The sequence below is a fragment of the Acinetobacter celticus genome, from assembly GCF_001707755.1.
Lineage (GTDB): Bacteria > Pseudomonadota > Gammaproteobacteria > Pseudomonadales > Moraxellaceae > Acinetobacter > Acinetobacter celticus.
This window is the reverse complement of record NZ_MBDL01000001.1, coordinates 235,813-261,809: the sequence shown is the minus strand read 5'-3', so window position 1 is coordinate 261,809 and position 25,997 is coordinate 235,813. Positions and strand designations below refer to the sequence as shown.

General features: G+C 41.1%; 17 protein-coding genes. 7 read left to right on the top strand and 10 right to left on the bottom strand.

Going from position 1 to position 25,997, the window contains the following annotated elements; genetic code table 11:
- Positions 1–81 precede the first annotated feature (81 nt).
- Positions 82–783: a DUF8198 family protein gene (locus BBP83_RS01205; RefSeq protein WP_068885598.1), complete on the bottom strand. Its 702-nt coding sequence runs from the start codon at positions 781–783 to the stop codon at positions 82–84.
- A gap of 210 nt (positions 784–993) precedes the next feature.
- On the opposite strand from BBP83_RS01205, the gene pap reads away from it, so the two are divergent.
- A complete protein-coding gene (pap, locus tag BBP83_RS01200) occupies positions 994–2,412 on the top strand; it encodes a polyphosphate:AMP phosphotransferase (protein ID WP_068885597.1) in 1,419 nt (472 codons plus the stop codon).
- A 70-nt stretch (positions 2,413–2,482) separates the two neighbouring features.
- Here the strand turns inward: pap and BBP83_RS01195 are convergent, their stop codons facing one another.
- Complete coding sequence (locus BBP83_RS01195) at positions 2,483–2,995, bottom strand: hypothetical protein (protein ID WP_068885596.1); 513 nt, start codon at positions 2,993–2,995, stop codon at positions 2,483–2,485.
- A 172-nt stretch (positions 2,996–3,167) separates the two neighbouring features.
- Here BBP83_RS01195 and BBP83_RS01190 point away from each other — a divergent pair, with 172 nt between their 5' ends.
- The 6 genes from BBP83_RS01190 to BBP83_RS01160 all read left to right on the top strand — a co-directional run bounded on the left by BBP83_RS01190 (position 3,168) and on the right by BBP83_RS01160 (position 17,778).
- A complete protein-coding gene (locus BBP83_RS01190; protein WP_068885595.1) occupies positions 3,168–6,983 on the top strand; it encodes an exodeoxyribonuclease V subunit gamma in 3,816 nt (1,271 codons plus the stop codon).
- Positions 6,973–11,088 (top strand): UvrD-helicase domain-containing protein, encoded by a 4,116-nt coding sequence (locus BBP83_RS01185; RefSeq protein WP_068885594.1) that lies wholly within the window; start codon positions 6,973–6,975, stop codon positions 11,086–11,088. Before BBP83_RS01190 ends, BBP83_RS01185 begins: the two co-directional genes overlap by 11 nt.
- A gap of 108 nt (positions 11,089–11,196) precedes the next feature.
- Positions 11,197–12,969 (top strand): exodeoxyribonuclease V subunit alpha, encoded by a 1,773-nt coding sequence (gene recD / locus BBP83_RS01180; RefSeq protein ID WP_078055381.1) that lies wholly within the window; start codon positions 11,197–11,199, stop codon positions 12,967–12,969.
- Positions 12,970–13,830: 861 nt separating this feature from the next.
- Positions 13,831–14,100 carry a 30S ribosomal protein S15 gene (rpsO, locus tag BBP83_RS01170; RefSeq protein ID WP_068885591.1) on the top strand — a complete coding sequence of 90 codons (270 nt, stop codon included), beginning with the start codon at positions 13,831–13,833 and terminating at the stop codon, positions 14,098–14,100.
- A 253-nt stretch (positions 14,101–14,353) separates the two neighbouring features.
- Positions 14,354–16,441, top strand: a complete 2,088-nt coding sequence (pnp, locus tag BBP83_RS01165; RefSeq protein WP_171258025.1) for a polyribonucleotide nucleotidyltransferase — start codon at positions 14,354–14,356, stop codon at positions 16,439–16,441.
- Between the two features lie 98 nt (positions 16,442–16,539).
- On the top strand, positions 16,540–17,778 hold the full coding sequence (locus tag BBP83_RS01160; RefSeq protein ID WP_068885589.1) for a magnesium transporter CorA family protein: 1,239 nt from the start codon (positions 16,540–16,542) through the stop codon (positions 17,776–17,778).
- A 319-nt stretch (positions 17,779–18,097) separates the two neighbouring features.
- Here BBP83_RS01160 and BBP83_RS01155 read toward each other — a convergent pair whose 3' ends face one another.
- The 8 genes from BBP83_RS01155 to BBP83_RS01125 all read right to left on the bottom strand — a co-directional run bounded on the left by BBP83_RS01155 (position 18,098) and on the right by BBP83_RS01125 (position 25,924).
- Positions 18,098–18,364 carry an HP1242/YdcH family protein gene (locus BBP83_RS01155; protein ID WP_068885588.1) on the bottom strand — a complete coding sequence of 89 codons (267 nt, stop codon included), beginning with the start codon at positions 18,362–18,364 and terminating at the stop codon, positions 18,098–18,100.
- 83 nt (positions 18,365–18,447) lie between these two features.
- On the bottom strand, positions 18,448–18,786 hold the full coding sequence (locus tag BBP83_RS01150) for a chaperone modulator CbpM (RefSeq protein WP_068885587.1): 339 nt from the start codon (positions 18,784–18,786) through the stop codon (positions 18,448–18,450).
- Positions 18,787–18,798: 12 nt separating this feature from the next.
- Positions 18,799–19,755 carry a DnaJ C-terminal domain-containing protein gene (locus tag BBP83_RS01145; RefSeq protein ID WP_068885586.1) on the bottom strand — a complete coding sequence of 319 codons (957 nt, stop codon included), beginning with the start codon at positions 19,753–19,755 and terminating at the stop codon, positions 18,799–18,801.
- A gap of 154 nt (positions 19,756–19,909) precedes the next feature.
- Complete coding sequence (locus BBP83_RS14870; protein WP_078055371.1) at positions 19,910–20,056, bottom strand: DUF2147 domain-containing protein; 147 nt, start codon at positions 20,054–20,056, stop codon at positions 19,910–19,912.
- Between the two features lie 107 nt (positions 20,057–20,163).
- Positions 20,164–20,397: a DUF2147 domain-containing protein gene (locus BBP83_RS15395; protein WP_245669695.1), complete on the bottom strand. Its 234-nt coding sequence runs from the start codon at positions 20,395–20,397 to the stop codon at positions 20,164–20,166.
- A 466-nt stretch (positions 20,398–20,863) separates the two neighbouring features.
- Entirely contained in the window at positions 20,864–21,739 is an 876-nt protein-coding gene (gene hslO / locus BBP83_RS01135; protein ID WP_068885585.1) for an Hsp33 family molecular chaperone HslO, read from the bottom strand.
- Between the two features lie 50 nt (positions 21,740–21,789).
- Entirely contained in the window at positions 21,790–23,634 is a 1,845-nt protein-coding gene (locus tag BBP83_RS01130) for a monovalent cation:proton antiporter-2 (CPA2) family protein (RefSeq protein ID WP_068885584.1), read from the bottom strand.
- Between the two features lie 67 nt (positions 23,635–23,701).
- Complete coding sequence (locus tag BBP83_RS01125) at positions 23,702–25,924, bottom strand: primosomal protein N' (RefSeq protein WP_068885583.1); 2,223 nt, start codon at positions 25,922–25,924, stop codon at positions 23,702–23,704.
- Between the last annotated feature and the right edge of the window lie 73 nt (positions 25,925–25,997).

Here is a 25,997-nt window from a genome sequence, read left to right as displayed (position 1 = left end):
CAGATTCTCTGTTGTTATACAGCAATCAGCAGGCAATTGTTATGAATAATATACAGAAAAATTTAACTTCTGCACGGGCCATTAGAAGGGCTGTAAGTCGCCTGTATGGACTTTTTCAATAATCTGTCGTTCTACCGCGGTAAAATCTTTAACAAATTTCTCTGCTGACTTTAACGGTTTCATGGCTAAAAAGCCATCCTGCATAAAATCGTACATGACATTAAAGTTGTATTTGTTGGCTGCACCTTTACACATTTTAAAGGCCGCATAGACGACAAATGAGCGCATGTACTTATCTAAACTTTTGCCCAATTGATCGAGTAAATCAAGTTGTTTTAAACGGCCTTGCATCTGCTCGAGTTTTAAATAAGTCAGACGCATCATTTCGTCTGTAAGCGGTTCATACGGATGATAATCTGCTAATAATTGTATTGCGACTTGTTCATCGAGTTGCACCGCCAAAATAGCCAAAGAAACTCCCGCTGTTCCCGTTTTAATGGCATTGTCTGGAATGAGTTTTTCCGCTTTGTGCGCATATTTGGTGAGGCGGGCAATTTGCTGTGCCAGAGCATCAAAATCTGGCCCGCCATATAGGCGGTTTAAAAAGTATTCGGCCATCAAGATATTCTGCTTTTCTGCAAATGCTTTTAGATGAGTGCATTGCATCCGTTGTTTTTGCCACGCTTGAACGTCTTGTAGGCGCTGATAAATTTCTGGGTTTTTATGATAGTTCAGCTGGTAATACAGATCTAAAAGATCATCTAAAATGGCAAGCTTGGACATTAAGTGTCTCAATTATTTTCAGGACTGCACAAATCTTAGAGCCTGTTGGCTTTGCCCGCTATGACAAATTAACAAAAAATAGTCAGATAAAGGGTCAGTTTGTTGCAGATTTGAGCATCTATTTGCAGTATAAACTTATAAGTACAGGATTTGGCGTGTTTTTAGGGTAACGCTTGAGCGTAAATGAAAACCAAAAGGCTAGAGAAAAATATGGTTGCACAAGACAATGAAATGAAATTGATGGATCCAGAGCAATTGTCGGTTGCCTTGATTGAAGCGCAATATGCATTGAAGGAGAGCAAAGGGAAACCCAATGCTAAAAGCGTGCTGATTTTAGTCAGTGGGATTGAGCTTGCAGGTAAAGGCGAAGCCGTGAAGCAACTTCGAGAGTGGGTCGACCCGCGGTATTTACGGGTTAAAGCCGATGCCCCGCAAACCTTCAATCATAAGCAAACTTTTTGGCAACCTTATGCGCGTTTTATACCTGCTGAAGGGCAAGTTATGGTGATGTTTGGTAATTGGTACAGTGACTTGCTGACTACGGCTATGCACGTGTCCAAGCCGATTGATGAAACCATGTTTGATGAATATATTGAAAGCATGCGTGCCTATGAGCAAGATCTGAAAAATAATAACGTGGATGTGATTAAAGTTTGGTTCGATTTGTCATGGAAGTCGTTACAGAAACGTTTAGATCATATGGACCCTGGTGAAGTCCATTGGCACAAGCTCCATGGTTTAGATTGGCGCAGTAAAAAACAATATGACAGCCTACAAAAACTTCGTCAGCGCTTTACCGATGATTGGGAGATCATTGATTGTGAAAAAGAGATCGAGCGTGATCAGCAGTTTGCACAACATATTTTACGTACACTGAAGCATTGCCCAGACCATTTAAAGAAGGCCAAAGGGCAATGGAAACAGGCCAAAATACCTGAAAGTTTACTGAGCCCTTCGGAAGATGTCTTACCAAAAAATCAATATAAAGATGAATTAAAACAACTCAGTAAAAAAGTGGCGGAAGCGCTACGTTTTGATACGCGTAATGTGGTAATTGCATTTGAAGGGATGGATGCTGCAGGGAAAGGCGGTTCGATTAAACGAATTGTGAAAAAACTCGATCCCCGTGAATACGAAATTTATACCATTGCGGCGCCTGAACCATATGAGCTACGTCGCCCGTATTTGTGGCGTTTTTGGAATAAAATTCAGCCTGAAGAAAAGATCAGTATTTTTGATCGGACGTGGTATGGGCGAGTTTTGGTTGAGCGGATAGAAGGCTTTGCCAATGCTGTAGAGTGGCAACGCGCTTATGAAGAAATTAACCGTTTTGAAAAAGACCTATATGACAGTCAGACACTGGTTATTAAGTTTTGGTTGGCCATTAGTAAAGATGAACAAGAAGCACGATTCAAGGCGCGGGAAGAAACACCGCATAAGCGCTTTAAAATTACTGAAGAAGATTGGCGTAACCGTGGACGTTGGGACGACTACTTAAAGGCTGTTGCCGATATGTTGCAGCGCACGGATACCGATTATGCACCGTGGCATGTCATTTCAACCAATGACAAGAATACGGCACGCGTTCAAGTGCTGGAAGCCATTTTAAAACAACTCAAAGCAGAGTAATCCAGTCGTAAAAAAAAAAGCGGGTTGTTTTTGTGAAAGTCACCCGCTTGATGATGGATTTAAATACTTTTTAAACCTGTACAATTTCTTGGCTATGTTGCTTGCGCTGAATGCTTTTGGCCAGTTTATAGCAGTCTTCAACATGTGCATCGGCCACGGTTTTCATCACAAAATAGCCTAGTCCTGCAGCAATGGCTTGTCCACCTAAGGGAATGAATTTAGTGATTTGCTTAGTAATGTATTTGGCTGCCACATTATTAATGGATTTTTTAACAGCGGTACGCGCTACCACCAAACCAGAAAACTCTACACCGCGTTTACGTAGTTCATTCCAGTGAATTTGTTTGGTTGCAGGGTCATAAACGCTAATTTGTTCAGGTGATAAACCAAAACGTGCATTAATTTCAGGAATTAATTGTGACAAAATACCGACATCAATCACGACATCAAAAAAAGGGACAGGGATGATGGCGGCGCCCGCAGAGAAGTAGGCGCGTTTTTTGGCAAGTTCCAAACACTCTGCGCGAATAATTTCTAAATTAAGATTTGGGTCAATAGAATCTGGAATATTGTCGATCTTCATCAGTAGTACCTTCAGTTATTTGTTGAATTTTTCTCATAAAGTATCATTAAGATACTTGTTTCAAAGTATTTTTTGAACTGAATATTGTTTTCAAAGTGGCATAGACAGTCTAAAAAGTATAGTCAATAATTTTTATGTTTTTGTAGTTTATACAGAAGGAAAGAACATCAAGATGGCCATACATGTCATTCAGAGTCAGCGTATTGAAGTGTTACTGGAAGAGATGCTACGGGTCGGCCATCAGCCTTCTAAGAGCCCATTTGAGGCGTTAAAAACGCAACATTTTATTGTACCTTCGCCTGCGGTACAAACATGGCTAACGGTTAAATTATCTGAACATCAGGGGATTAGTGCGAATAATTTGTTCCATCAACGTATTCGTGCATTTCAATGGTTTGCCTATCAGGCTGTGTTAGACGATAAAGAAAAAGTCCGCAAGGCCAACATTCCGCGCATGATTTTAAAATGGCGCACCTATCAGGTTTTAAAACCTTATATTCAAAATACGGACAATCCATTAGCGGTCGATCATCCGTTACACAGTATTATTCAACGGATTTATGACAGCGCAATGCGCTTAAGCGATCACACTCAGCAACAACTCAAAAAACAGGGCATGTTGTATTGGGTGTCAGAGCAAATTTCACGTTTATTTAGCAATTATATGGAATACCGCGGGCATTGTTTTAAACAGCATGATGCGGGACAAACTTGCGATTGTAGTAGTAACTGGCTGAAAGATTGGGGGCAGAACCAAGCACTTGATTTAGAGCAACAGTTTTTTCAAACACAGACCGTATTTCCAGGTTTAGACAGCAAAGAAGCACTACAACAACAAACGCAGGTATCTGATTTTGCCAAAGCGCAGGCCACGCAATTAGAACAATGGCAACGTTGGTTATGGCATCGTGAATTTCATGCAGACTTTGAATTAATGCAAAGCATTGATGATGATTTTTGGCAGATTTTGGATAATCCAGAAACTCGTCCAACAGCCTTGGCTCAGCTTCCCAAACAAGTGGTGTTATTTACTGTACTGGATTTACCACCTAGCCAATTGGCATTTTTACGTCGCTTGGGGCAGTACATGCATGTGCTGATTCTGCATTTTAACCCCTCGCAGGAATATTGGGCCGATACGGTCGATGCCAATTGGAAAAAGCAGTATGACGTTAAGCTCAAACAGCGTTTTAAAGACAAACATCCGAATGCGTCCGATGTGGAAATAGATGCTTTTTTTGAAAAATATACCTTGGAATATGGTCAACTGAAAGAGTCACGACATCCTCTATTGACCCGTTTTGGTAAACAAGCCCGCGATCATTTTTCACTTTTGGTGAATTTGGCAGCAGGTGAAAATGGTGAAGAATGGGATGATCAATTTCCGCAGAATTATGCCAATAATTTATTGGGTAAAGTGCAATACGACATTTTAAACTTGGCTGAACCCGAAGCAGATAGCATTGAATTACAACGTGATGATGATTCCATTCGGATGCATGTGTGTCATTCTGCTTTACGTCAATTGGAAGTATTAAAAGATCAACTCACGCATTGGTTGTCACAAGGCACAGCAGAACAGCCTCGTTTGGCCAGTGATGTTTTGGTGCTGAGTTCCAATTTAAAAGATGTAGAGCCACTGATTCGTAGTGTGTTTGCACCCCCGCCACGTGAACAGTATTTTGATGATATGTTACGTTCAGAAGCAGTGCGTCAAGACAGTGTGTATTTACCGGTTAAAATTGCAGGGGTATCGCCGCTGGATGCACAGAATGCATGGCGAGCAGTACTTGGGCCGATTCAGTTGCCACAAGGACGTTTCACATTAGAAGATTTTGCAGATTGGCTAAATTTAACGGCAACGCAAACCCGTTATGCACTGAACACAGAGCAAACGGCACGTATTATTGAGTTACTCAGTGAGGCTAAATTTAAACGTGGCTTAGATGAAGAACATCTGCGTCGGACTTTAGCGCCAAATGATACCGACTACCGCTATAGTTTTAAATTTGCTTTAGACCGTTTGGTTTTGGGGGTCGCTGTACCTGAACATGCCATGTGGCAAGACACTTTAAGCTATGCTTTTGTGCGCCGTGAAGATTTTGAATTGGTGAATATTCTCATCAGTGTTTATCAGGACTTTGCCGAGCGTCGCCATTGGATTGTTGAACATGAAATGGGGCAAATGCGCAATGTCGAAGAATGGCTGCATTTATTACTACGTGATTTAGAGCGCTATCAAAAACAAGGGGTCACTGCGCTTAAAGCCATTCGTGATGTCATTCGTAAGCAAATCACCATGCTGACTTTATCTTATTATAACGATGACGATGAGAGTCAGGATGAACGGGCGCATTTACTCAAAGACATGCAATTGCCATTGCCTTATGTCTTGCAAGAAATTCAAAATATTATGGACAGCCAGTTAGATCAGGCAGTTCCTTCAGGACAAATTACTTTTAGTCAAATTGGTCAAATTCGACCAGTGCCTTATAAATTGATTGTCATGCTGAATCTTGATAGTGGCAAGTTCCCAAGTCGCCAATCACATTTGCCTTTTGATTTAATGGACGTATTGAAACCCCATTTGGGTGACCGTTCACGTTTAGAAGATGATCAGGGCGCATTTCTAGACGCCTTACTATTAGCCAAAGAGAATTTATGGCTGTTCTATAACGGCTTTGATATTAATGACGGTGAAGTCCGTGAACCCTCTAGTGTGGTGCAAGAATTAATTCGCCATTTGGCCTTAATTGTACAGGGCAGTCGTACCCATCCTAATTTACCTAACCTAGTCAAAATAGAAGGTGATGTTGAAGTTCCTGAAAACTTGCAATCTTTATATTGTGTACATGAGTTGCAACCTTTCGAGCAACGTTGTTTTGATGCCGAACGTTCTTCAGCCAAAATCCGTTATCAAGACCAATGGTTTCATGTTGCTCGACAACTTCAACAGGCCAAAGGGGCACGCCAGCCTTGGACAGCCCAAAGCGTTAGCCTACCTGCGACAACAGAAATTTTACTGGACAGTGCGCAGTGGATTAAGCAGGTCACATTCCCTGCAGCGCTGTATTTAAAAACGCTGGGTATTCATAATTTAACAGCGGAAGATGGCCTTGCGACGGATGAACCCTTGTTGTTGGATGGCTTAGAGCAATATGCACTGCGGGATTTTTTACAGGATCAAACCGAGCAAAACATGCAGACTGAGTTGTTGCTAGACCAATTGCCAGTGGGTAAATTCAAAGAGGCAGCGTGGGCGGTCAGTCAGCAACAACATGCTGATTTATTGGAACGGGTTAAACAAATTACTCAGACGGAACAGCCTGAACTGACGGTCATTACCCAACGCCAATTAAAAATAGATGCTCAGACACTTATGCAGATTACGGTGCCAGCACAGCCTGTTCAGCAATGGATTAGCATGACAGCTTCAAGTGCCAGAGGTCGGCGCCGTGCACAAATTTGGTTGGAATATTTATTGTGGTTGGCATCCTTACCTTCAAGTGCATCTACTTTGGCTTATGAACGAATTGAAGTTTGTAATGATGTCACCATTCGTTGTTCAGGTATTACCCCTGAAGATGCGCCAATTTATTTGGCACGTTGGATGCAAGCATGGCGTTATGGTCAACAACATCCTTTGGTGTTACCTGCAGCTTTAATGTTGGCCACGAAAGATGGTGCACTGATTTTGCTAGAAGGCAAAAAAGGTGAAGAAATGGAAGTGAAATGGTTGGAAGACGAACAGGGCATTCAGCGCTTGAATCAGATGGATAAATTGATGACGAAATGGACCGAATCTGGGGAGTATGCTGCCTTTGATGTCCGTCAAGATGAAGCCAATCAGGCACATGTCGATTGGGCCTTTATTTTACGCGATCAAGACAGTTTGAGCTTGTTAATGCAAAGTTGTCAGCAGTTTGCCTATGCCTTGTATCAACCCATTTACAGCCATCAAACGGCGGAGAAAACGCATGCAGATTAAAGAAATTGAAAACCCGATTGGGCGCATGCATTTTCAAGGTTTACATTGGATTGAAGCTTCGGCAGGTACGGGAAAAACCTTTACCTTATCCAGTTTAATGGTTCGAGTTTTACTGGAAAAATACTTACCGCGTCAGGTCATTGCCACCACCTTTACCCGTAAAGCAGCTGCTGAACTAAAACGCCGTATTCGCCAACGTCTATATAGTATTTTAAGCCTACTTGAAACATTGCGAACGGAATTGCCCAGTAATATTGAAGCTCGCGCCAAAGGTGAAGAAGATGAATTGGTACAGGTGATACTTGAGCGCAATGCCAGCCAAATAGGCTATGCCTGTGAGCGTCTACAATTGGTATTAGATCAGCTTGACGAACTGTTTGTCGGGACTTTGGATAGTTTTAGTCAGACTTTGTTACGTGAATTTGCTTTTGAAAGTGGCAAAATTGAACGTGCCGAAATTACCAACGATGACAAGGCTTATGTGCAACAATTGGTGCATGATATTTTGCGCGAATGGACACAAACCCAGCCTCAAGAGGCGGTGACGTGCTTATTGCAACGCAAGCAAATTAAGTCAGTGAGTCGTTATGCCGAACTGATGGAAAAAAGTCTGAATTTCAGTTCTGCGAAATTGAATCCTGTGACGCAACCTGAATTTTCTTTAGTCGGTATACAGCAGGCCCTTGATGCATTACAGCAAGTAGATTTAAGCAATCTCCATGCCTTAGAAGATTTTACGCCCAATGGTGGCTATGCCAAATTATTGATTCTGCCGTGGTCACGCCATTCTGTTGTAGACGCCATACGTCAACTGCCAAACTTATTGGAACGTATTCAACAGTACGGCCCACAAATTTTAGTCAATGGTCAACAGCCCGAAAGCTTTCAGCAATTACAGCAGTTTTTTAAAAAAGATGAGCCACGTAGCGCCAATGGGAAAAAGAAAATTGCAGATGCTGAAGTCGTCGCACTGTATCAACATCCCATATTAAGTGCTTTTAAAAACCTATTAGATCAGGTGCAACAAGCCTCTACGCATTTGAATGGTTTGGATACCTATCTGCAATATCACATTGCACAAGAAGTCAAAAATCGGCTACCACAGATGTTACAAAGCAAAGGTGAAACCACATTTTCTCAGCAGATTCGTACCTTGTCAGAAGCCTTGCAAGGGGAACAAGGCAATCAATTTGCAGCCTTTGTACATGCACGTTATCCACTAATTTTAGTCGATGAATTTCAAGACACGAATTTAGATCAAGACACCATGTTGGCGCAAATTTGGCGACATCCTACACGTTTGCAAAATGGTTGCATGATTATGGTGGGAGACCGTAAGCAGGCGATTTATGGTTTTCGTGGTGGCGACATGCTGACCTTTTTAAAAGCACGAGATGATGTTTACCGTAAACAAGGTCAGTTTTATCAACTGAAGAAAAATTTCCGTTCTATTGCACCCTTGGTCGAAGTGGTCGATGCGCTGTTTCAATGCCAAATGGACTTTGGTGAAGATGTGGTTTATGTCCCTATTACCGCAGGGGCCACGCATGCAGATTTGTATGATCACAAGCACATTAATCCAACACCATTGCGTTGGCTTCAGCTTGAACATAAAGATCAAGAAGCTGAACAAGTGGCGTGGCAAATTCAACAGTTGCTATATCAGTCTGCGCAGCAACAGGTGTATTTTGCCAAAACACAAACGGACACGGCTTTAGCTTCTGAACAAGAAGCGTTAATGGATCAAGATATTGCCGTACTTGCCACCAGTCATAGTTCCTTAAATGCAGTGCAACAGGTGTTATTGTCTTTAGGCATTCGGGTTAATCGGGCCGCCAAGCGCAGTGTTTTTGGCAGTGTGATTGCACAAGATATTGGAGCGATTTTAGCCGCTATTTTATCGCCTTATCAGGAAGCCAAAGTGAAGCGTGCCTTACTCGGGCGCTTATTGGGTATGCAGCTGAATGATTTATGGAGTGCAGATTCGCAGACTTTAGACCTAAGCCATTATATTGCGCAGTTTGATCATATTCGTGAGTTATGGTTAACGCAGGGTTTTTTACCTGCGTGGCATTATTGTCTCAATTATTTTAAAATTTGGGAGCGATTGGTCGAACTACACAGCCGTGATAATGAAAGAGATGTGGTGAACTTGCGTCATTTAACGGAAATTTTGAGCGATCAAAGTGAACAATTACAAGGTGCGCAGCATTTATTCCATTGGTATTTAAAACAACTACAATCACCCAAAAGCCATGATTGGGAGCTAGAACGACCTTTAACCAATGCCGAAGGCGTGAAGCTGATGACCATTCATCAGTCTAAAGGTCTAGAATTTAAAGTGGTGTTTTTACTGAATGCCGATGGGAGTCCCAAAGTAGACAACAGTCTGATTTTTTCCTATGAAGATGTACAGACCGATGTCTCGGCACCCAGTGAAAAGCGCCGTGTGATTGATATTGGCGGATCGAATGATCAGTTAAAAAAACAGCAACATGATGAACGACGTTACGCAGAACAGCATCGCCTTTGGTATGTCGCTTTAACTCGCGCTAGCCACCGTATTTATGCTGTATTTAGAACATCTGAACATAAATCTTTATATAGTTTGCCTTTTTGGAAGGGGCAAGGTAACAGCGCATTTCAACATCCGAACTGTGCCGTTGAACCACTTATTGCAGAATGCCCATCGCCTATTCCAATCTCTGACGATCAGCGTTTAACGCTCGAAGCTTTGAGCTTACCAACGATGCGTTTTTACCCACGAACAAATACCAGTTTTACGGGTTTATCACAGCATTTGGCTTATCGTCAGCGCTCTCAAGATCAGTTGGTCATGCAGGCAATTGCTGAAGATAGCGCAGAGGATGAAACCGATATTGATGCTATGGCTGCATTGCCTGCGCAGGACATTGCTTGGATTAAGCAACATTTCCCTAAAGGTACAGTTGCAGGAACATTCTTGCACAGTATTTATGAGCAGATTGATTTTCAAGCACCTGAGAGTTGGAAAATTGAAATTTTACGTCGTTTTAAAAACGATGGCCCGCAATTGTTAATTGAACTTCGGCAAAAATTTCAGGACAGTTTTGCTGTGTGGAAAACCTTCACACAGGCATGGAAATCGACCTATATTGAATCTACACAGGTCTTGTATCAAACTGCGCTACAACAGTTCGGCCCGCAAATAAATAGCCATGAGCAACACAAAATCGTGCGTGGCCTTTTTATAGGGTTCAATCATGCGTTGATGCAACAATTTTTGCAGAATGAAACAGCAAGTGCAAAGTGGCCTCAACGCTTTCAGGATGCAAGCCATTATCAGCCTGAACATTTTTGGCAAGATTTAGAGACCTTTATTCCCAATTTTCATCAAGTAGATACACAGGACCTACAACAAAAATTTGTGCAAAGCGCGACGAGTTTAAAAAATACAACGCTCTTTACTCCCGCCATTGAGGTGAAAATGACCCGTGATTATGTTGATATGGGCTTTGGTTCATTGGTCGAAAATATGCAGAATGAAATACTGTATACACTCATGACCCAATGGATGCATGACGTGGTTCATACACCTTTGCATCAAGATCAGGTCTTTTGTTTAAGTTCATTGCCGAAGAATAGCCATTTACCCGAATTTCCTTTTCATTTGGCATTGTCAGATCGACCTGTTCCAATTCACCCAATTCAGCGTCTATTTAAGCAACAAGGCATTCAAATAGAAGCTTTGAATGAAGCCAATTCAGCGCGTTATTTAATCGGTGCTATTGACTTGGTGTATTACGATGGTCAGCGTTACCATATCGCGGATTATAAAAGTAATTTTTTGGGAAAAACCGAACTTCATTATGCTGAAACTGAAGTGAAAAATAACATGAGTCAGTCCAGTTATTGGTTGCAGGCCGCTTTGTATTTGGTGGCTTTACATCGGTATCTTCAGGTGCATTTGCAAGATTATTCGATTCATCAGCATTTGGGGGGCGCAAGTTATTTGTACTTACGTGGCATGTGTAAGCAGTTTGGTTCAGGTGCTTATCACTGGCAACCCCAAGCCGCGTTTATTTTGCAACTTGATGAAATATTGGGTTATTTGTCTGCTGATTAACTAAACGAAATTCTGTAAATAACGCTATAAATTTACGTATAAACAATAAATTATCCTGTGGATAAGCTTGAGGGTAACTGTGTGGAAAATAACCAGAGCCGTTTGAATATGCAGACGTGGATTAACAGCTTGATTCAGCTGTACATTACGCCAGAAGCACAGGTGCAATCTGCAGCATTGATTCAACGGATTTTTCAAGCGATTGAGCAGGGTGATAGTTGTATTACATGTCATAAAGATGAGGCGCTGCTTCTACAAAAACTGGTGCATAATTCTGATCCTGATGCTTTAGAGAAACAAGCAATTGCCCCTTTTATCTGGGACGATCAGCGCTTGTATTTATATCGCTACTGGCGATTAGAAAGCCAATTGGCACAGGCCGTAGTTCATTTAAAACAACAACACATAGAAGTGCTACAACTGACCGCGCAACACCACGCTTTATTGACGGATACGCAACAAAAGCTAGCCTTACAGATGGTCGCATCACAGCCTTTGAGTATTATTACGGGTGGGCCGGGCACAGGTAAAACCTATACGCTTGCACGAATTATTGCGGTATTAAATCAGGCTATTCCAGATATTCGGATTGCGATGGCAGCCCCTACAGGCAAAGCTGCACAGCGAATGAAAGAAGCGTTACAAAATTCATTTGCTGATACCAAGCTGAACGATTTGGTGAGTGATGATTTGAAGCGCTTAGCGCCAATTACTATTCATCGTTTATTGGGTTTAGGTGAAAATCAACGCCCACGCTTTCATGCCAAACGCCCCTTGCCTTACGATGTCATTGTGGTAGATGAAGCTTCCATGTTGGATTTAAATTTAGCGACTATGTTGTTTTCAGCGGTTGCACCGCAAACGCGTTTGATTCTTTTGGGAGATGCTAATCAATTGGCTTCGGTTGATGTTGGTTCCGTACTTGCCGATTTACAACAAGTTGAAGCTTTGTCCGAAAATAGAGTGAACCTGATTACCAGTCATCGTTTTGATGGCAAAAAATTAATTGGTCGAATGGCCAATTTTATTCAGCAAAATAACACCAGTGAGGGTGTCTTAACGTGTTTTGAGCAGAATTTGGTACAGGCTGGACGCTTACAAGCAGTGCCATTAATACCGAATATGCAAGATTGTATCCAGTTGCAATATTTATCTGAGCGTTTGGTCGAACCAGAGCAACTGAGCTTGGGATTATTTAGCGCCGATATGACAAATAATGTCGATTGGAATGAATATTACGATCAGTTGATGTTGGGTTTTGATGCTTATATTGCTGTATTAAAAAAATATTTATCTTCTGATTTTAACCCACAATTAGAAACTGAGGTGGTTAAGGCATTTGACGATTATCGGATTTTAGCTGCGGTACGCCATGGAAATCTAGGTTTAACAGCATTAAATGAGCAGATGGAATATCGCATTCTTCAAGCCACAGCGCAGATGAAACAGGGCGAATGGTATGCAGGTCGCCCAGTGATGATGACTTATAATGACTACCAGCTGGGCCTTTCGAATGGTGACATTGGAATTTGTTTTAAACGACCACATGAAGGCAAATTACAGTTCTCGGTTTATTTTCCGAGTTTGCAAAAATGGGTCATCAGCGCGCGTTTACCTAAAAATATTGAAACGGCCTATGCCATGACCATTCATAAATCGCAGGGTTCTGAATTTACCCATACTGCGGTGGTTTTGGAAGCACATGCTAAAGCGCTGTTAAGTAAAGAGTTGATTTATACTGCCATTACACGGGCGAAAAAAGTAGTGAGTTTGTTGGTTGCACCTTCTGCTTTTTCGGTCGCAATGACCGTTATTACAGCACGTAAAAGTGGTTTATCTGCACTTTTAACCAAGCAACTTGGCAAAAAGTATAAATTGTAAGACATCTTCTTGTACGAAATATCTTACAAGGATTCGAGAAATTAGCGCATAGAGCTTTGTTTCAGATTCTGACAAGATGGCTGTACATAAAAAAACACTCAATACGGATCGTTGAGTACAATCGCAAAAATATAACAAGAACGTCAAAAGACAGCGAACTTACAGTGACGTAAGGAAAAGAGGAAACTTACAGCCGCTAAGCCTTGCAGTTTTGGGAGAGACTGCAGGGCTTTTTTATATTTTGAATTTATTGAAATATATTGTGAATCTTATTATTTGGATTAATTTTTGTACGAAATGGCGTACAAGGCACGGCGAAAAAAGCGTCTTCTTTTAAGAATGCATTCTGGCAAAATCTACCACATAAGGAAGTGCTAGTTAAAACATGGAATGTTTTCTACAAAAGACGCGAAAAGCGCCATAAAAACACAATAAATAATAAAACTATAATGAAAAAAGAAGAAACTACAGCGCAAAAAAAAGCCCGAGCTCTGCTCGGGCTTTTTTCTATTCTAAAATGGCCAGAGATGCCCTATTTAAAGAATAGTATAGGAGGATGTCTAACTTCTGATAGGTGCTTAAAGGGCGAAATGGTCCTTTCTACTTCTAAGAGATGGGCAATAGTTCACTGAAATTTATTAAATAAAAATTCTGTCTATAAAATAAACAACTTAAAGATAAGCCGATTAAAGGAAATTAAACGCTTATTCAGCGAAAAGACGCGATCTAATTTTGCAATCGAGGCGCTTTTCCCTTAATATAATGCACTTGCTGTAGTGATGCACGGCAGTCAAATTGGTTTTGAAGAATCAATTTGATTCGTATCAAATGTAACTTAATTAGGCATCTCGGAGAAATCGAATGGCTTTAACAAACGCAGATCGCGCAGAGATCATTGCAAAATTCGCTCGCGCTGAAAACGACACTGGTTCACCAGAAGTTCAAGTAGCTCTTTTAACTGCGCAAATCAATGAATTGCAAAGTCACTTTAAAGAACACAAACACGACCACCATAGCCGTCGCGGTCTTATCCGTATGGTTAACCAACGTCGTAAGCTTCTTGATTACCTTAAAGGTAAAGATGCTACTCGTTACAGCGCATTGATTGCTGCTTTAGGTTTACGTCGTTAATTCGATTTAAACTTTTATTTTCGGATTATTGCATGTTGAATGCTGTATTACTGAAAACTAAAGTCTATCCAGTTTTGGCTGGATAATTGAGAAGGGGCGATGATTCGCTCCTTCTTTGCGTCTTAAAATCATTTTTTTATGCTCTGGTGAGGTCGGCTTCTAAGCTTTGTCATTTACTTAAACAATGTAATGTTGTGAATGCCAAACCTTAGGGGTCTCCACTAGAATAAAATCAGGAAAAAAATACATGTCGATGTTTAATATTATTCGTAAAGAATTCCAGTACGGTCAGCACCAAGTTGTTTTAGAAACAGGTCGTGTTGCTCGTCAAGCAAATACTGTTGTGATTACAATGGGTGGCGTAACTGTATTGGTTGCAATTGTTGCTCAACCAAAAGCAAAAGCAGGCCAAGATTTCTTCCCATTGACTGTTAACTATCAAGAAAAACAATATGCTGCTGGTCGTATCCCAGGTGGTTATGGTAAGCGCGAAGGTCGTCAAACTGAATCTGAAACTTTAATTTCACGTTTAATTGACCGTCCAATTCGTCCGTTATTCCCAGAAGGTTTCTATAACGAAATTCAAGTGACAGCGACTGTTATTTCTTCTGATAAAACTATGGATGCTGATATTGCTGCAATGTTGGGTGCTTCAGCTGCAATGTCAATTGCTGGTGTTCCATTCCGTGGCCCAATCGCAGGTGCACGTGTTGGTTTAATCAACGGTGAATACATCCTAAACCCGAACCACGAACAATTGAAAGAATCTGACCTTGACCTTGTGGTTGCAGGTACAGAATCTGCAGTGCTTATGGTCGAATCTGAAGCGAAAGAACTTTCAGAAGACCAAATGTTAGGCGCTGTATTGTTCGGTCACGACGAAATGCAAATTGCGGTTCAAGCAATTAAAGAATTTGCAGCGGCTGCTGGTGCGGTTGAATCAACTTGGGTTGCTCCAGTTAAAAACGAAGCACTTCTTGCTCAACTAAAAGAAGCTTTCGAAGCAAAAATTTCTGAAGCATACACAATTGCTGTGAAGCAAGACCGTTATGCGGCGCTTGATGCACTTCATGCAGAAGCTGTTGCGCAGTTCGTTCCAGAAAATGACGAAACGGGTATTGCAAATGAAGTTGACGAATTATTCGAAGATTTAAAATACCGTACAGTCCGTGACAACATTTTGTCAGGTAAACCACGTATTGATGGTCGTGACACCAAAACTGTTCGCGCTATTGATGTTCAAGTCGGTGTATTAGGCCGTGCTCACGGTTCTGCATTGTTTACACGTGGTGAAACTCAGGCGTTGGTAACAACAACTTTGGGTAATACACGTGATGCATTGATGGTTGATAGTCTATCAGGTACGAAAACTGATAACTTCATGTTGCACTACAACTTCCCTGCATATTCTGTAGGTGAAACAGGTCGTGAATCTGGTCCTAAACGTCGTGAAATTGGTCACGGCCGTCTAGCGCGTCGTGGTGTTCAAGCGGTACTTCCACCAGCTGATCGCTTCCCGTACGTGATTCGTATTGTATCTGACATTACTGAATCTAACGGTTCATCTTCAATGGCTTCTGTATGTGGTGCTTCACTATCACTTATGGACGCAGGTGTTCCATTGAAAGCACCAGTTGCGGGTATCGCAATGGGTCTAGTGAAAGAAGGCGAGCGTTTCGCAGTTCTTTCTGACATCTTGGGTGATGAAGATCACTTAGGTGATATGGACTTTAAAGTAGCAGGTTCTGCAAACGGTATTACTGCGCTTCAAATGGACATCAAGATCGAAGGGATTACTGAAGAGATCATGGAGTCTGCATTGAACCAAGCGTATGCTGGTCGTATGCACATCTTGAACGAAATGAACCAAGTGATTTCACGCGCGCGTCCTGAAATTTCTATGCACGCACCAACCTTCCAAGTGATCAACATCAATCCGGACAAAATCCGTGATGTGATTGGTAAAGGTGGCGCAACAATTCGTGCCATTACTGAAGAAACGAAAGCTGCAATCGATATCGAAGATAACGGTACAGTTCGCGTATTTGGTGAAACGAAAGCTGCTGCGGCGGCTGCTGTTGCAAAAATCCAAGCGCTTACTGCTGAAATTGAGCCAGGTACAATGTATGTTGGTAAAGTAATCCGTATTGTAGAATTTGGTGCATTTGTCAATATTCTGCCAGGTACTGATGGTTTACTTCACATTTCACAAATCTCGAACGAACGCATTGCGAACGTTTCAGACGTGTTGAAAGAAGGTCAAGAAATTAAAGTACAAGTTGCGGATGTAGACAACCGTGGCCGTATTAAATTGACCATGAAAGACATCGAACAAGCTTAATTGCCCAGATGTTTTGACGTTGTTATAAAAAAGCCTGCTTGATGCAGGCTTTTTTTATGGCATCATGCCAGTGAGTTAACAAAATAATAAATGTGGCAATGCAAATCTATTCATTTTTTCAACAGCCTGCTGAACCGCGGATTTATGTGCAAAAAGGCTATCTTGATGCCAATATTGAACCTGAATTCATTTGGCTAGATTGTGTCCGCGAAGATGTTGTAAACCGAGCAGAAACTTGGCAACAAGAGATTTTTGAAAAAACCAATGTTTGGTTGAATGAATATCATCTTAAAGATATTTTGAATTTAGAACATCCGTGTGCATTTGATACCATGGATGACTATGATTTGTTGATTTTTCGAAAACTGATTACCCCAGATGACAACGTTAAAACGGGTGAGAATGCATTGGAATTGCATGAGCGGGTATTTGGTTTATCGACCACGCCAATCAGTTTTATTATGACACCACAGGTATTAATTACCGTTCGGGAAAAAGGCAACAAAGCTGTCGAAAATTATATTGCACGGATTGAAACCATTTTAACCCGTCACGCAGATGATCAAAATAGATCAAGAAAACTACCCACAACAACTTTGGATTTGACGCTAAGGCTTTTAAATAGCATGGTAGATGGTTATCTCGATTTACGTGTGCCATTAACTCGACGCGTGGAATATTGGCAACAAGAATTGTTGCAGGGACATCGCCGTTTTACTAAATGGCAACAATTATTGCAAGAGAACATGGCATTTCAACAGGTCGAAAATTTGTGTGAAGAGCAAATTGAATGCTTACAGGAATTGCATGACGAAATTGTGGATAATTACCCGCATTTAAAAGGTAAAAAGAAAACTGAACGTCAAGATATTATGCTGGTACGCGTAGATGATTTAATTAGTCATATTGAGCGCATTCAAAAACATACCATTCGGCTTAGAGCGGCGGTTCAGGCCGCTATGGATTTGCATTTTTCTGCAATTTCTAATCAAACCAATGAAAATATGCGTATTTTAGCTATTATTACCGCGGTATTTGCACCTTTGACTTTGTTGACAGGCATCTATGGAATGAATTTTGAATTCATTCCTGGCTTAAAGTCGGAGCAGGGGTTTTGGATTATGCTGATGATTATGTTGATGACGACAGTATTGCTTATTTACTATTTTTACCGTCGCCATATGGTCGGTAGAGGTGAGAAAAGTGTGATTGATATGTTGGCACAACAACATCAAGATCAGCACATGAGTTTATTGTGGTTTTTAGATTATGAACCCTTGAAGCAAACCGTCAAAGGTACACTCAAAGAAGTTGAGAAATTCACTAAGCTGAAATAAGGTTTAATCCATATTGTGGATACCATATCTATTTCAGCTGAATTTAAGTTGTACCCTAGCCTAGGCCTGAATTGCCAATATTGCGATGATTGTGCATCGTTTTTCATGGCGTTCAGCCTGCCTTGGGGTCTGTTGTAAAAAGTGAGCCAAAAAAATTCTGACTGACAAATGTTGTACTGTTAATACAGATTAAAGTGCTGATCAATAAATTTTATTGATGGAAAATATCCATCTAAAATTAGCCATATTCATTTTTAAATAAAAAGAACATAGCGAGCCAGCACAGTTTTGTCAGTCACTTTATATCGAACAAAATAATTTAGAATGCATACTCATCATTTTGATTCTGTTTCAGTAAGCGGTAAATTTCATCTTTAAGCTTCAGTTTTTTTCGCTTTAGCGTTTCTATATCAATATTAATTTGATTCACGGGACATTGTTCCAATTGACATATTTCCTGATCGAGTTCTGCATGACGCTCAAAAAGATGGGCGAAGCGGGGGTTGTGCTCGAGTAGTTGCTGAATCAGATCTTTAAATTCAGGAAACATATTTTTGATCTTTTTATTACATTCTTTCGTTTTCATAAGCTTGAACAGTTCTCTCAGGTAAAAATGAAACAAATATCCAACTCCCCCATAGTAGAACTACAGGGAAGAGATGAAAAATATTAATGAGATTGGAATTGATGATGTTTTACTTCTCGGCGTAAATTTTGTACTTCATCAATTAAATCTAGCATCATTGCGACAGCGGTAAAGCTTGCATCGAAGTCCCTTTGTAGGCGGTAGGCGCGCCTTGCACGGGAAATATCATCACCAAAAAATTGATGAACGCGACTGTCAGGACGGTCGGGTAATATGTCATATTCTAGAAGTTGTAATACCCATTCTGGGCTTTGCCCACACGCTTGAGCAAAATGTTGTAAGTCAAAACTGCGCTGTTCGTCGACAATTTCTGTCTGTTCACAGCCATTCGATACAATTTCACGGTAATAAATTGTTGTCATGAGTTCTACTCCTTAAGGCTGTCTAGGCTTAAATTGCTGAAATGCTTCAGCAAACGCTTGATATGCCTGCTGCTCTTCGGCGCTGTGAGCAGGAGGGTTTACTATATTTAATACCAAATATAAATGCCCTGGTGTTTTATTTGGTATCCCTTTATTTTTTAAACGTAACTGCTGACCCGTATGTGCATTTTTAGGAAGGCTGACTTGTACTGTCGTATCATCTAAGGTCTGGATATTAATATTTTGGCCTAATGCGGCTTCCCAAGGCGCAACATCAATAGTCATATAGACGTCCGCTTCTTTTACATGCCAGCGTTCAGTGGCACGGTAATGGACTTCAAGATAGAGGTCGCCATTGGGCCCACCATTGACGCCTAACTGACCTTGACCACTTAAGCGAATTTGCTGACCATCTTTTAAGCCTTTAGGGATTTTTACCTGCAAGGTTTTCCGCTGTACTTCAGGTTCTCCATACGCATTGAGTGTTGGAATTTGTAAGGTAATATTCTGAGTTGCACCACGGTAAGCAATGTCTAAATCGACATCGATGCTGGCATGTTGGTCTTCACCTTTATAGGGTTGCTGAGCGCGATTCTGTTGTTGATATTGATAATTACCACCACCAAAGCCTGAGCCAAAGCGACCAAATAGATCTTCAAAACCACTGAAATCAGCCTGTTGATTATTTCCTTGTTGATAAAACTGGCTATCATTAAAACCATGATGTGCTTGATCGCCAAATGTACCAAAACCTTCTGGATGATCTAATTGAAAGTCATATTCTTTCTTTTTTTCTGCATTACTGAGTGTGTCATATGCAACATTGAGTTCCTGCATATGGGTTTCAGCATCCGCTTCTTTACTAATATCTGGATGATATTTTCGTGCCAATTTACGATAGGCTTTTTTAATTTGATCTTGTGGAGCATCCCGTGATACGCCTAACACTTCATAATAGTTTTTTGCCATATCTCGTTATCGACTCGCTATATATTTGATTATCTTTTAATCAATATAAGAGCCTTCAACGAAATGGAGTAGTACTTATTTGTCGCATATTGTTTCAAATTATGACAATGAAAAATCTTTAAATAGAGGCCAGTTATTGTCATGCAAAGCAAAATTAATATTTTAGCCAAGTCACACTGCGCCCAATAACAGAAACATCAACATAGCCACCTAAGGTTAAGTGTTTTCTGGTAGCGTTCAATTTGGCTTTAGTTTTGTAGATTTTACCGCTAATCAAATCAAAAAAATTACCGTCTAGCATGCATTTAATTAGCTTTTATTGGCTTTAAAGTCCCCAGTAAAAGCTAAGCCAAGGCATGGTTTATTTTTTAATGTTTCTGGGTAATGTGAAAAATACCGAGTTTATATTTATTCGATACGAATCCATGACACTGTTCGACCAAGGAAAGTTGTTCCAATGTAGCCATGGATAGTCAGTACATTACCTCTGGCATTGAGATGGCCCTTGCTTTGGTAGGTGTTGCCAGAGAGTGGATCAAGAATCTGACCATTTACATATTCATTATTTTTTTCTGTATTTTGTTGAAAACCTGAAAGAATAGGCAGTCCAATTAAGGGGCATTTTTTAGCTTTCCTGCACATTTTTCACAGTTGCTGACCGCAATTCGGTTCGGAATGGAGTGAGCCTTAATAATCTTTCCAGCAAAACGCTCATCTTTAAGTTTACTGATTCTGACTTCAGTACGCGCATATCCAGTTTGATCATCGATGGTTTTCCATGTCCCTGTAATATCGGTCGCTTGAACATGGATAGCTAAGACTTAAAAAGCAGATGAATAGGCTGAAAATGAAGGTGTTATTCATAAGGTTATTCCAAATTTTATTTAATTTTTTATATTTATAGGTCTAAAGCTTTTATTATGTTGATGGCTTTATTTAGGCACAAAGTGTACAACAACATTTACAGATAGCAAGATCACTTCGTCCGTTTTCTTCATAGAAATCATGGGTTGTTCTTGGGTTGAAATGACGTTGTATGTCGACATAAAAAAGCACCCAATATGGGCGCTTTAATAATTGATGCGTTTGCAATAAAACAAATGGTCACTTAACTGAGATGTTCGCCAAATAATCCTAAGGCTTCTTCTGCACTAAAGCTGTAATGAGTATTACAGAATTGGCAATCCATATTGATTGGATTTTCATGTTCTAGTGTTTCACGCACTGCAACTATACCAATTTGTTGTAATGCAGTTGCACAACGTGCTTTAGAACACGTACAACCAAATTGGAGGACTTCAACTTCAGGTAAGCGCACTTCTTCTTCATTGTATAAGCGATATAGAATTTCACTGGCATTTAAGTCAGTTAGTTCTGCAGGTTTGATGGTTTCGGTGAGCATGGTCAGACGTGGCCACAAATCTTCATCTACACGTTGCTGTTCTTCTTCACTGTTACGAGGAAGCAGTTGAATGAGTAAACCGCCTGCACGTTCTGCCGTGCTTGCCAAGATAATGCGTGTTGGAATTTGTGCAGATAAGTCATAATACTGCATGAGGCAACGTGCCAAAGTCGGTTGATCCAAAGGTACAATCCCTTGGTAGCGTTCACCAAACTCAGGTTCAATATTAATAAAAAGAACAGGGTTTTGCAGGGTTTTTAATACTGTACTACTGTTTTCTGCCTGTAGAAAATGTGGGTCTTCTTCATAGTCGGCTAAGGCGCGAATTTCACCTAAATGGTTACACTCTGCCATGCCCCATTTAAAGGTGCCAGATGCTTGAATTTGTAGGCTGATACGGCCTTTAATTTTTAATGTACTGGCCAACAATGCAGTCGCACTCAGCATTTCACCCAATAAAACTTGAATGGCAGGGGCGTAATCTCGCTGTGCAAGAATTGTTTGCAAAGCGTGTTCAAGGTGAACTACTTCACCGCGTACAGGGCTGTTTTCAATAAAAAAACGTTGGCGTAAATCAGACATAAAATTCTCCATAACCCTGCATTAATGGTGACAATATTGTAAAACACAAGTCATTGCAGATCATCTCTTGCGACATCAATGCGGTCGCGCTGTAAACTGCGCTGTAAGTCAACACCAACAGGGGGTTGGCAGATTTTAACATCACTTTCAAACAGATGTTCCAATTCGGCTAAAGCGTTACGATGTGTTTCATAAATTTTTTGTTCATCGGTATAAATATTTTGTTGTTGAGCGAGCATCTTTTCATCATAGTCACGGAATAATTCAATGCTTTTATAAGCATCGTCTTCATTAACACCGACATTTCGCAGGACATGATAAGCCATACCCAACGATGACAAGTAGGTTTCACGCCAAATGTGTTCAACCCCTAGATCACGTAATAAATGAACATGGTGACGATCACGGGCGCGAACCAGTATTTTTAAAGTGGGATAATTTAGACGAATATGTCGTGCTACATTCATTGAGTCTTCAATATCATCAATTGCTAAAACAAATACTTGGGCATGTTCTATGCCTGCTGCCCGTAAAATATCGGGTTGGGTTGCATCGCCATAATAGACATGTCCACCATAGTTTCGGACGAAATCGACCTTATCTAAACTACTGTCAATGGCAGTGAAAGGCTGGTGTTGAATATGCGCGACACGGGCAATAATTTGTCCAAAACGACCAAAGCCCGCAATAATAATCGGAGCGTGGTCATTGGGAATATCATCATATTGTGGGGCAATATCCGTTTTCTGAAAACGGGGCACAATTTGCGATGAAATAAGCCAATACAGAATTGGGGTTAACACCATCGATAAAGTTACAATGAGCGTAATGGGTTCCAAAATCGCTTGAGTCAGCACTTTTTCACTTAAAGCAACATTGAGTACTACAAAAGCAAATTCACCACCTTGTGCTAAGCAGGTTGCCAACATCAAACTATTGCGCCATGAATGTCTGAAATAGCGTGCGATAGCAGTGAGGGACAACATTTTCACGAGCATCAGCACCAATGTACCGCCAATGATCAATTCAGGCATACTAATAAACAGAGAAAGCTGTGTTGTCATACCGACGGTCATGAAAAATAGACCGAGTAAGAGGCCTTTAAATGGTGCAATACTGGCTTCAAGTTCATGGCGGAATTCGGAATCTGCGAGCAATACTCCAGTGAGAAATGCACCCAATGTTGTACTGATTCCTAATACATCCATTAGCATCACCACGGCCAGTACAATAAATAAGCCAACGGCAGTAATCAGTTCATTGGCTCCACTTTTCGCAACAAAGCGAAAGAAGGGGCGCATGAGGTAGCGACTGAATAAAAACAGGCCAGTAAAGGTGGCAATAATTGCTGCAAAATAGGCAATACCATGATGAGTAGATTCAGTTCCTGCCAGTAACGGAATGACGGCAATTAGCGGAATAGCGGCCATATCTTGAAATAAAAGAATTGAAAAAGACTGCTGACCATACGTGGTATTGAGTTGCTGTTTTTCTGCCAGTAGTTGTAAAACAAATGCAGTTGAAGAAAGTGCCAATGTAAAGCCAATTACAAAACTGGTGGCAATGCCTTGTTGTAGCGCAAAGAAACTAATAACTGCTAATAGTAGACCAGTAATACCAACTTGTAGGCTTCCCATACCAAAAATAGATTGGCGCATTTGCCACAGACGTTGTGGGCGCAATTCTAAGCCAATAATAAACATCAATAAGATTACGCCAAACTCAGCCAATTCTTGAATGGCTTCTGGGTCACTGGCAATGTTTAAAACGCTAGGGCCTAGTAAAATACCAGTAAAAAGATAACCCAGCACAGTGGCAATGCCTAAACGCTTGAGCAATGGCACTAAGAGCAAAGAAGCGCCTAAGAAGATGGTGATTTGCAGCAGTAGCGGCATGCGTCGTCCTGATCTATGTTTAATATTACACATTTACTCAGTGGCTGATTCGAGTATCAGCATTGATTTAACTGAGTTCTTGCGGGTCAATGTCTAAGCTGAGTTTCATACTGGACGGCTTTTGATGCAACATATTTTGCCACCAGTGCCGAATAAAAAAGTGTAATCGGGCACGGTCTGTAGATAACAACACCATATGTGATTGATAGCGCCCCGCTTTACGTTCCATTGGCGCAGGAATTGGTCCCCAAATATCAATTGTATTTTCAGAACTCTGCCTTAAAAATTGGGCATGTTGCTGTAGAAAATCTGTGTTTAAGTTTTGATCTTTCGATTCACAGCGAATAAGAGCTGCATAACGAAAAGGGGGCATCAGTGCAATTTGGCGTTCTTTTAAGGTTTGTTTGGCAAATTGACGATAATCTTCTTGTACCAAGGTGTTAAGAAGTGGATGGTCTGGACGTAATGTTTGCAAGTAAACATCGCCTTTGCGTTCACCGCGACCAGCCCGACCAGAGACTTGTACCACCAACTGTGCAGTACGCTCTGTGGCTCGAAAATCGACACTGAGCAAGCCTGAATCAATATCCAAAATAGCCACTAAAGTCACGTAGGGAAAGTGATGCCCTTTGGCTAACATTTGTGTGCCAAGCAAAATGGCAGGCTCACTTTTTTGAATTTTATCGTAAATTTTTTGCCAGCTTCCCACTCGACTGGTTGAGTCACGGTCAACACGAATCACTTCATAATTTGGGAACATTTCATTTAGGTTTTCTTCGACTTTGGCTGTGCCCATACCAATGGGTTTAAGTTCGGTATTGGCACATTGTGGGCAATGGTCTGGCATGCGATGCACTGTGCCGCAGTGGTGGCAATGCAAGTGCTGATATGGCGTGCGATGTACAGTAAAATTAGCATCGCAATGTGGACATTTGGCCTGCCATGCACAACTGTCGCAAATGAGTACGGGTGCATAACCACGACGGTTTAAAAACACCAAAACCTGTTCTTTTTTATCTAGTCGCTTTTTGATTTCATCTAACAAGACTTGGCTGATGCCATGCTGTTTTTGCGCAACTTTTAAATCCAATACATGAATTTTTGGCATGAGCGCTAAACCTGCCCGTTGATTCAATTCCAAACTGGTCATCTTGCCATTTTGCACCAAGGCATAACTATCAATACTTGGGGTAGCAGAACCCAATATTACGGGGCATTGTTCTAAATGCGCGCGGTACAGCGCAATGTCTCGGGCGTGATAACGAAAACCTTCTTGTTGTTTAAAGGACAGATCGTGTTCTTCATCTAAAATAATCAGGCCTAAATTGGGCATAGGCGTCAAAATGGCAGAACGGGTGCCTAAAATAATGGAGGCCTTACCGGTCTGTGCGGCTTGCCATGCTTGCAAACGCTTCGAGTCGGTTAAGCCTGAATGAAGCAGGGCAATATTGCAGTGGAAACGCGACTGGAAACGGCTGATGGTTTGTGGCGTTAGACCAATTTCGGGGACTAAAACCAAAACTTGTTTACCGCGTTTGAGCACCTCTTGCATAATTTGTAGATAGACTTCGGTTTTGCCACTTCCTGTTAGACCATCTAATAAAAAGGCTTGATATTTTTTTTGCGCTTTTAATACCGTGTCTATGGCTTTTTTCTGGTCTGGATTGGCGGTTAAGGGCATTTGCGCCATGGTTATCGGCATTGGGCTGAAATCTTGAGCTTCCAGTACACATTCGCAAATTTGTTTATTTGCTAAAGCCTTGAGTGTGGCTGTTTCAATTCCTGCTAAATTCAGTATATTTTCTGAGGTGCCAATAGGATGCAATTTCAAGATTTTGTAGGCTTCTTGCTGTCGCTCGGAACGTTTGAGTTTGTCTTCAGCATGAGCATCTAACAGTTTCCACGTTCTGGCCAGCAAATTATAAGGTTTGCCTTGACGCAGTAAGGTGGGCAACGCGCTTTGAATTACTTCCCCCATTGGAAATTGGTAATATTGTGCGGCCCATGTCAACAAACTTAAAACTTTGGCGTCTAAAATGGCAACATCATCTAATAATTCACTGATGGCTTTTAATTTAATTTTAGGATCAATAGGTGCATCTGGTGCCAGTTTTTCAACAATCACCCCCACTAAATTTTGCCGACCGAAAGAGACAGCTACCCGTGCGCCCAATTGCGCCTGCTGGTACTGTTCTGCGCTGAGGCTATAGTCAAAACAGTCATATAGATAGACTGGAACGGCAACGCGAACGCGGTAAATCGGAGATGAAGCAGGGGCTGAAACTTGCATAGAAAATTGATGTCATCCTATTTTAAATGTCGTCGTGATCAATATGGAGTTATGCTAAAGTGAAGACCGTCTT

Excerpts from the sequence above, each read along its gene's own strand:
- BBP83_RS01205 (WP_068885598.1), bottom strand. The coding sequence starts at position 783 with ATGTCCAAGCTTGCCATTTTAGATGATCTTTTAGATCTGTATTACCAG.
- pap (WP_068885597.1), top strand. The coding sequence starts at position 994 with ATGGTTGCACAAGACAATGAAATGAAATTGATGGATCCAGAGCAATTG.
- BBP83_RS01195 (WP_068885596.1), bottom strand. The coding sequence starts at position 2,995 with ATGAAGATCGACAATATTCCAGATTCTATTGACCCAAATCTTAATTTA.
- BBP83_RS01190 (WP_068885595.1), top strand. The coding sequence starts at position 3,168 with ATGGCCATACATGTCATTCAGAGTCAGCGTATTGAAGTGTTACTGGAA.
- BBP83_RS01185 (WP_068885594.1), top strand. The coding sequence starts at position 6,973 with ATGCAGATTAAAGAAATTGAAAACCCGATTGGGCGCATGCATTTTCAA.
- recD (WP_078055381.1), top strand. The coding sequence starts at position 11,197 with ATGCAGACGTGGATTAACAGCTTGATTCAGCTGTACATTACGCCAGAA.
- rpsO (WP_068885591.1), top strand. The coding sequence starts at position 13,831 with ATGGCTTTAACAAACGCAGATCGCGCAGAGATCATTGCAAAATTCGCT.
- pnp (WP_171258025.1), top strand. The coding sequence starts at position 14,354 with ATGTTTAATATTATTCGTAAAGAATTCCAGTACGGTCAGCACCAAGTT.
- BBP83_RS01160 (WP_068885589.1), top strand. The coding sequence starts at position 16,540 with ATGCAAATCTATTCATTTTTTCAACAGCCTGCTGAACCGCGGATTTAT.
- BBP83_RS01155 (WP_068885588.1), bottom strand. The coding sequence starts at position 18,364 with ATGAAAACGAAAGAATGTAATAAAAAGATCAAAAATATGTTTCCTGAA.
- BBP83_RS01150 (WP_068885587.1), bottom strand. The coding sequence starts at position 18,786 with ATGACAACAATTTATTACCGTGAAATTGTATCGAATGGCTGTGAACAG.
- BBP83_RS01145 (WP_068885586.1), bottom strand. The coding sequence starts at position 19,755 with ATGGCAAAAAACTATTATGAAGTGTTAGGCGTATCACGGGATGCTCCA.
- BBP83_RS14870 (WP_078055371.1), bottom strand. The coding sequence starts at position 20,056 with ATGCTAGACGGTAATTTTTTTGATTTGATTAGCGGTAAAATCTACAAA.
- BBP83_RS15395 (WP_245669695.1), bottom strand. The coding sequence starts at position 20,397 with ATGTGCAGGAAAGCTAAAAAATGCCCCTTAATTGGACTGCCTATTCTT.
- hslO (WP_068885585.1), bottom strand. The coding sequence starts at position 21,739 with ATGTCTGATTTACGCCAACGTTTTTTTATTGAAAACAGCCCTGTACGC.
- BBP83_RS01130 (WP_068885584.1), bottom strand. The coding sequence starts at position 23,634 with ATGCCGCTACTGCTGCAAATCACCATCTTCTTAGGCGCTTCTTTGCTC.
- BBP83_RS01125 (WP_068885583.1), bottom strand. The coding sequence starts at position 25,924 with ATGCAAGTTTCAGCCCCTGCTTCATCTCCGATTTACCGCGTTCGCGTT.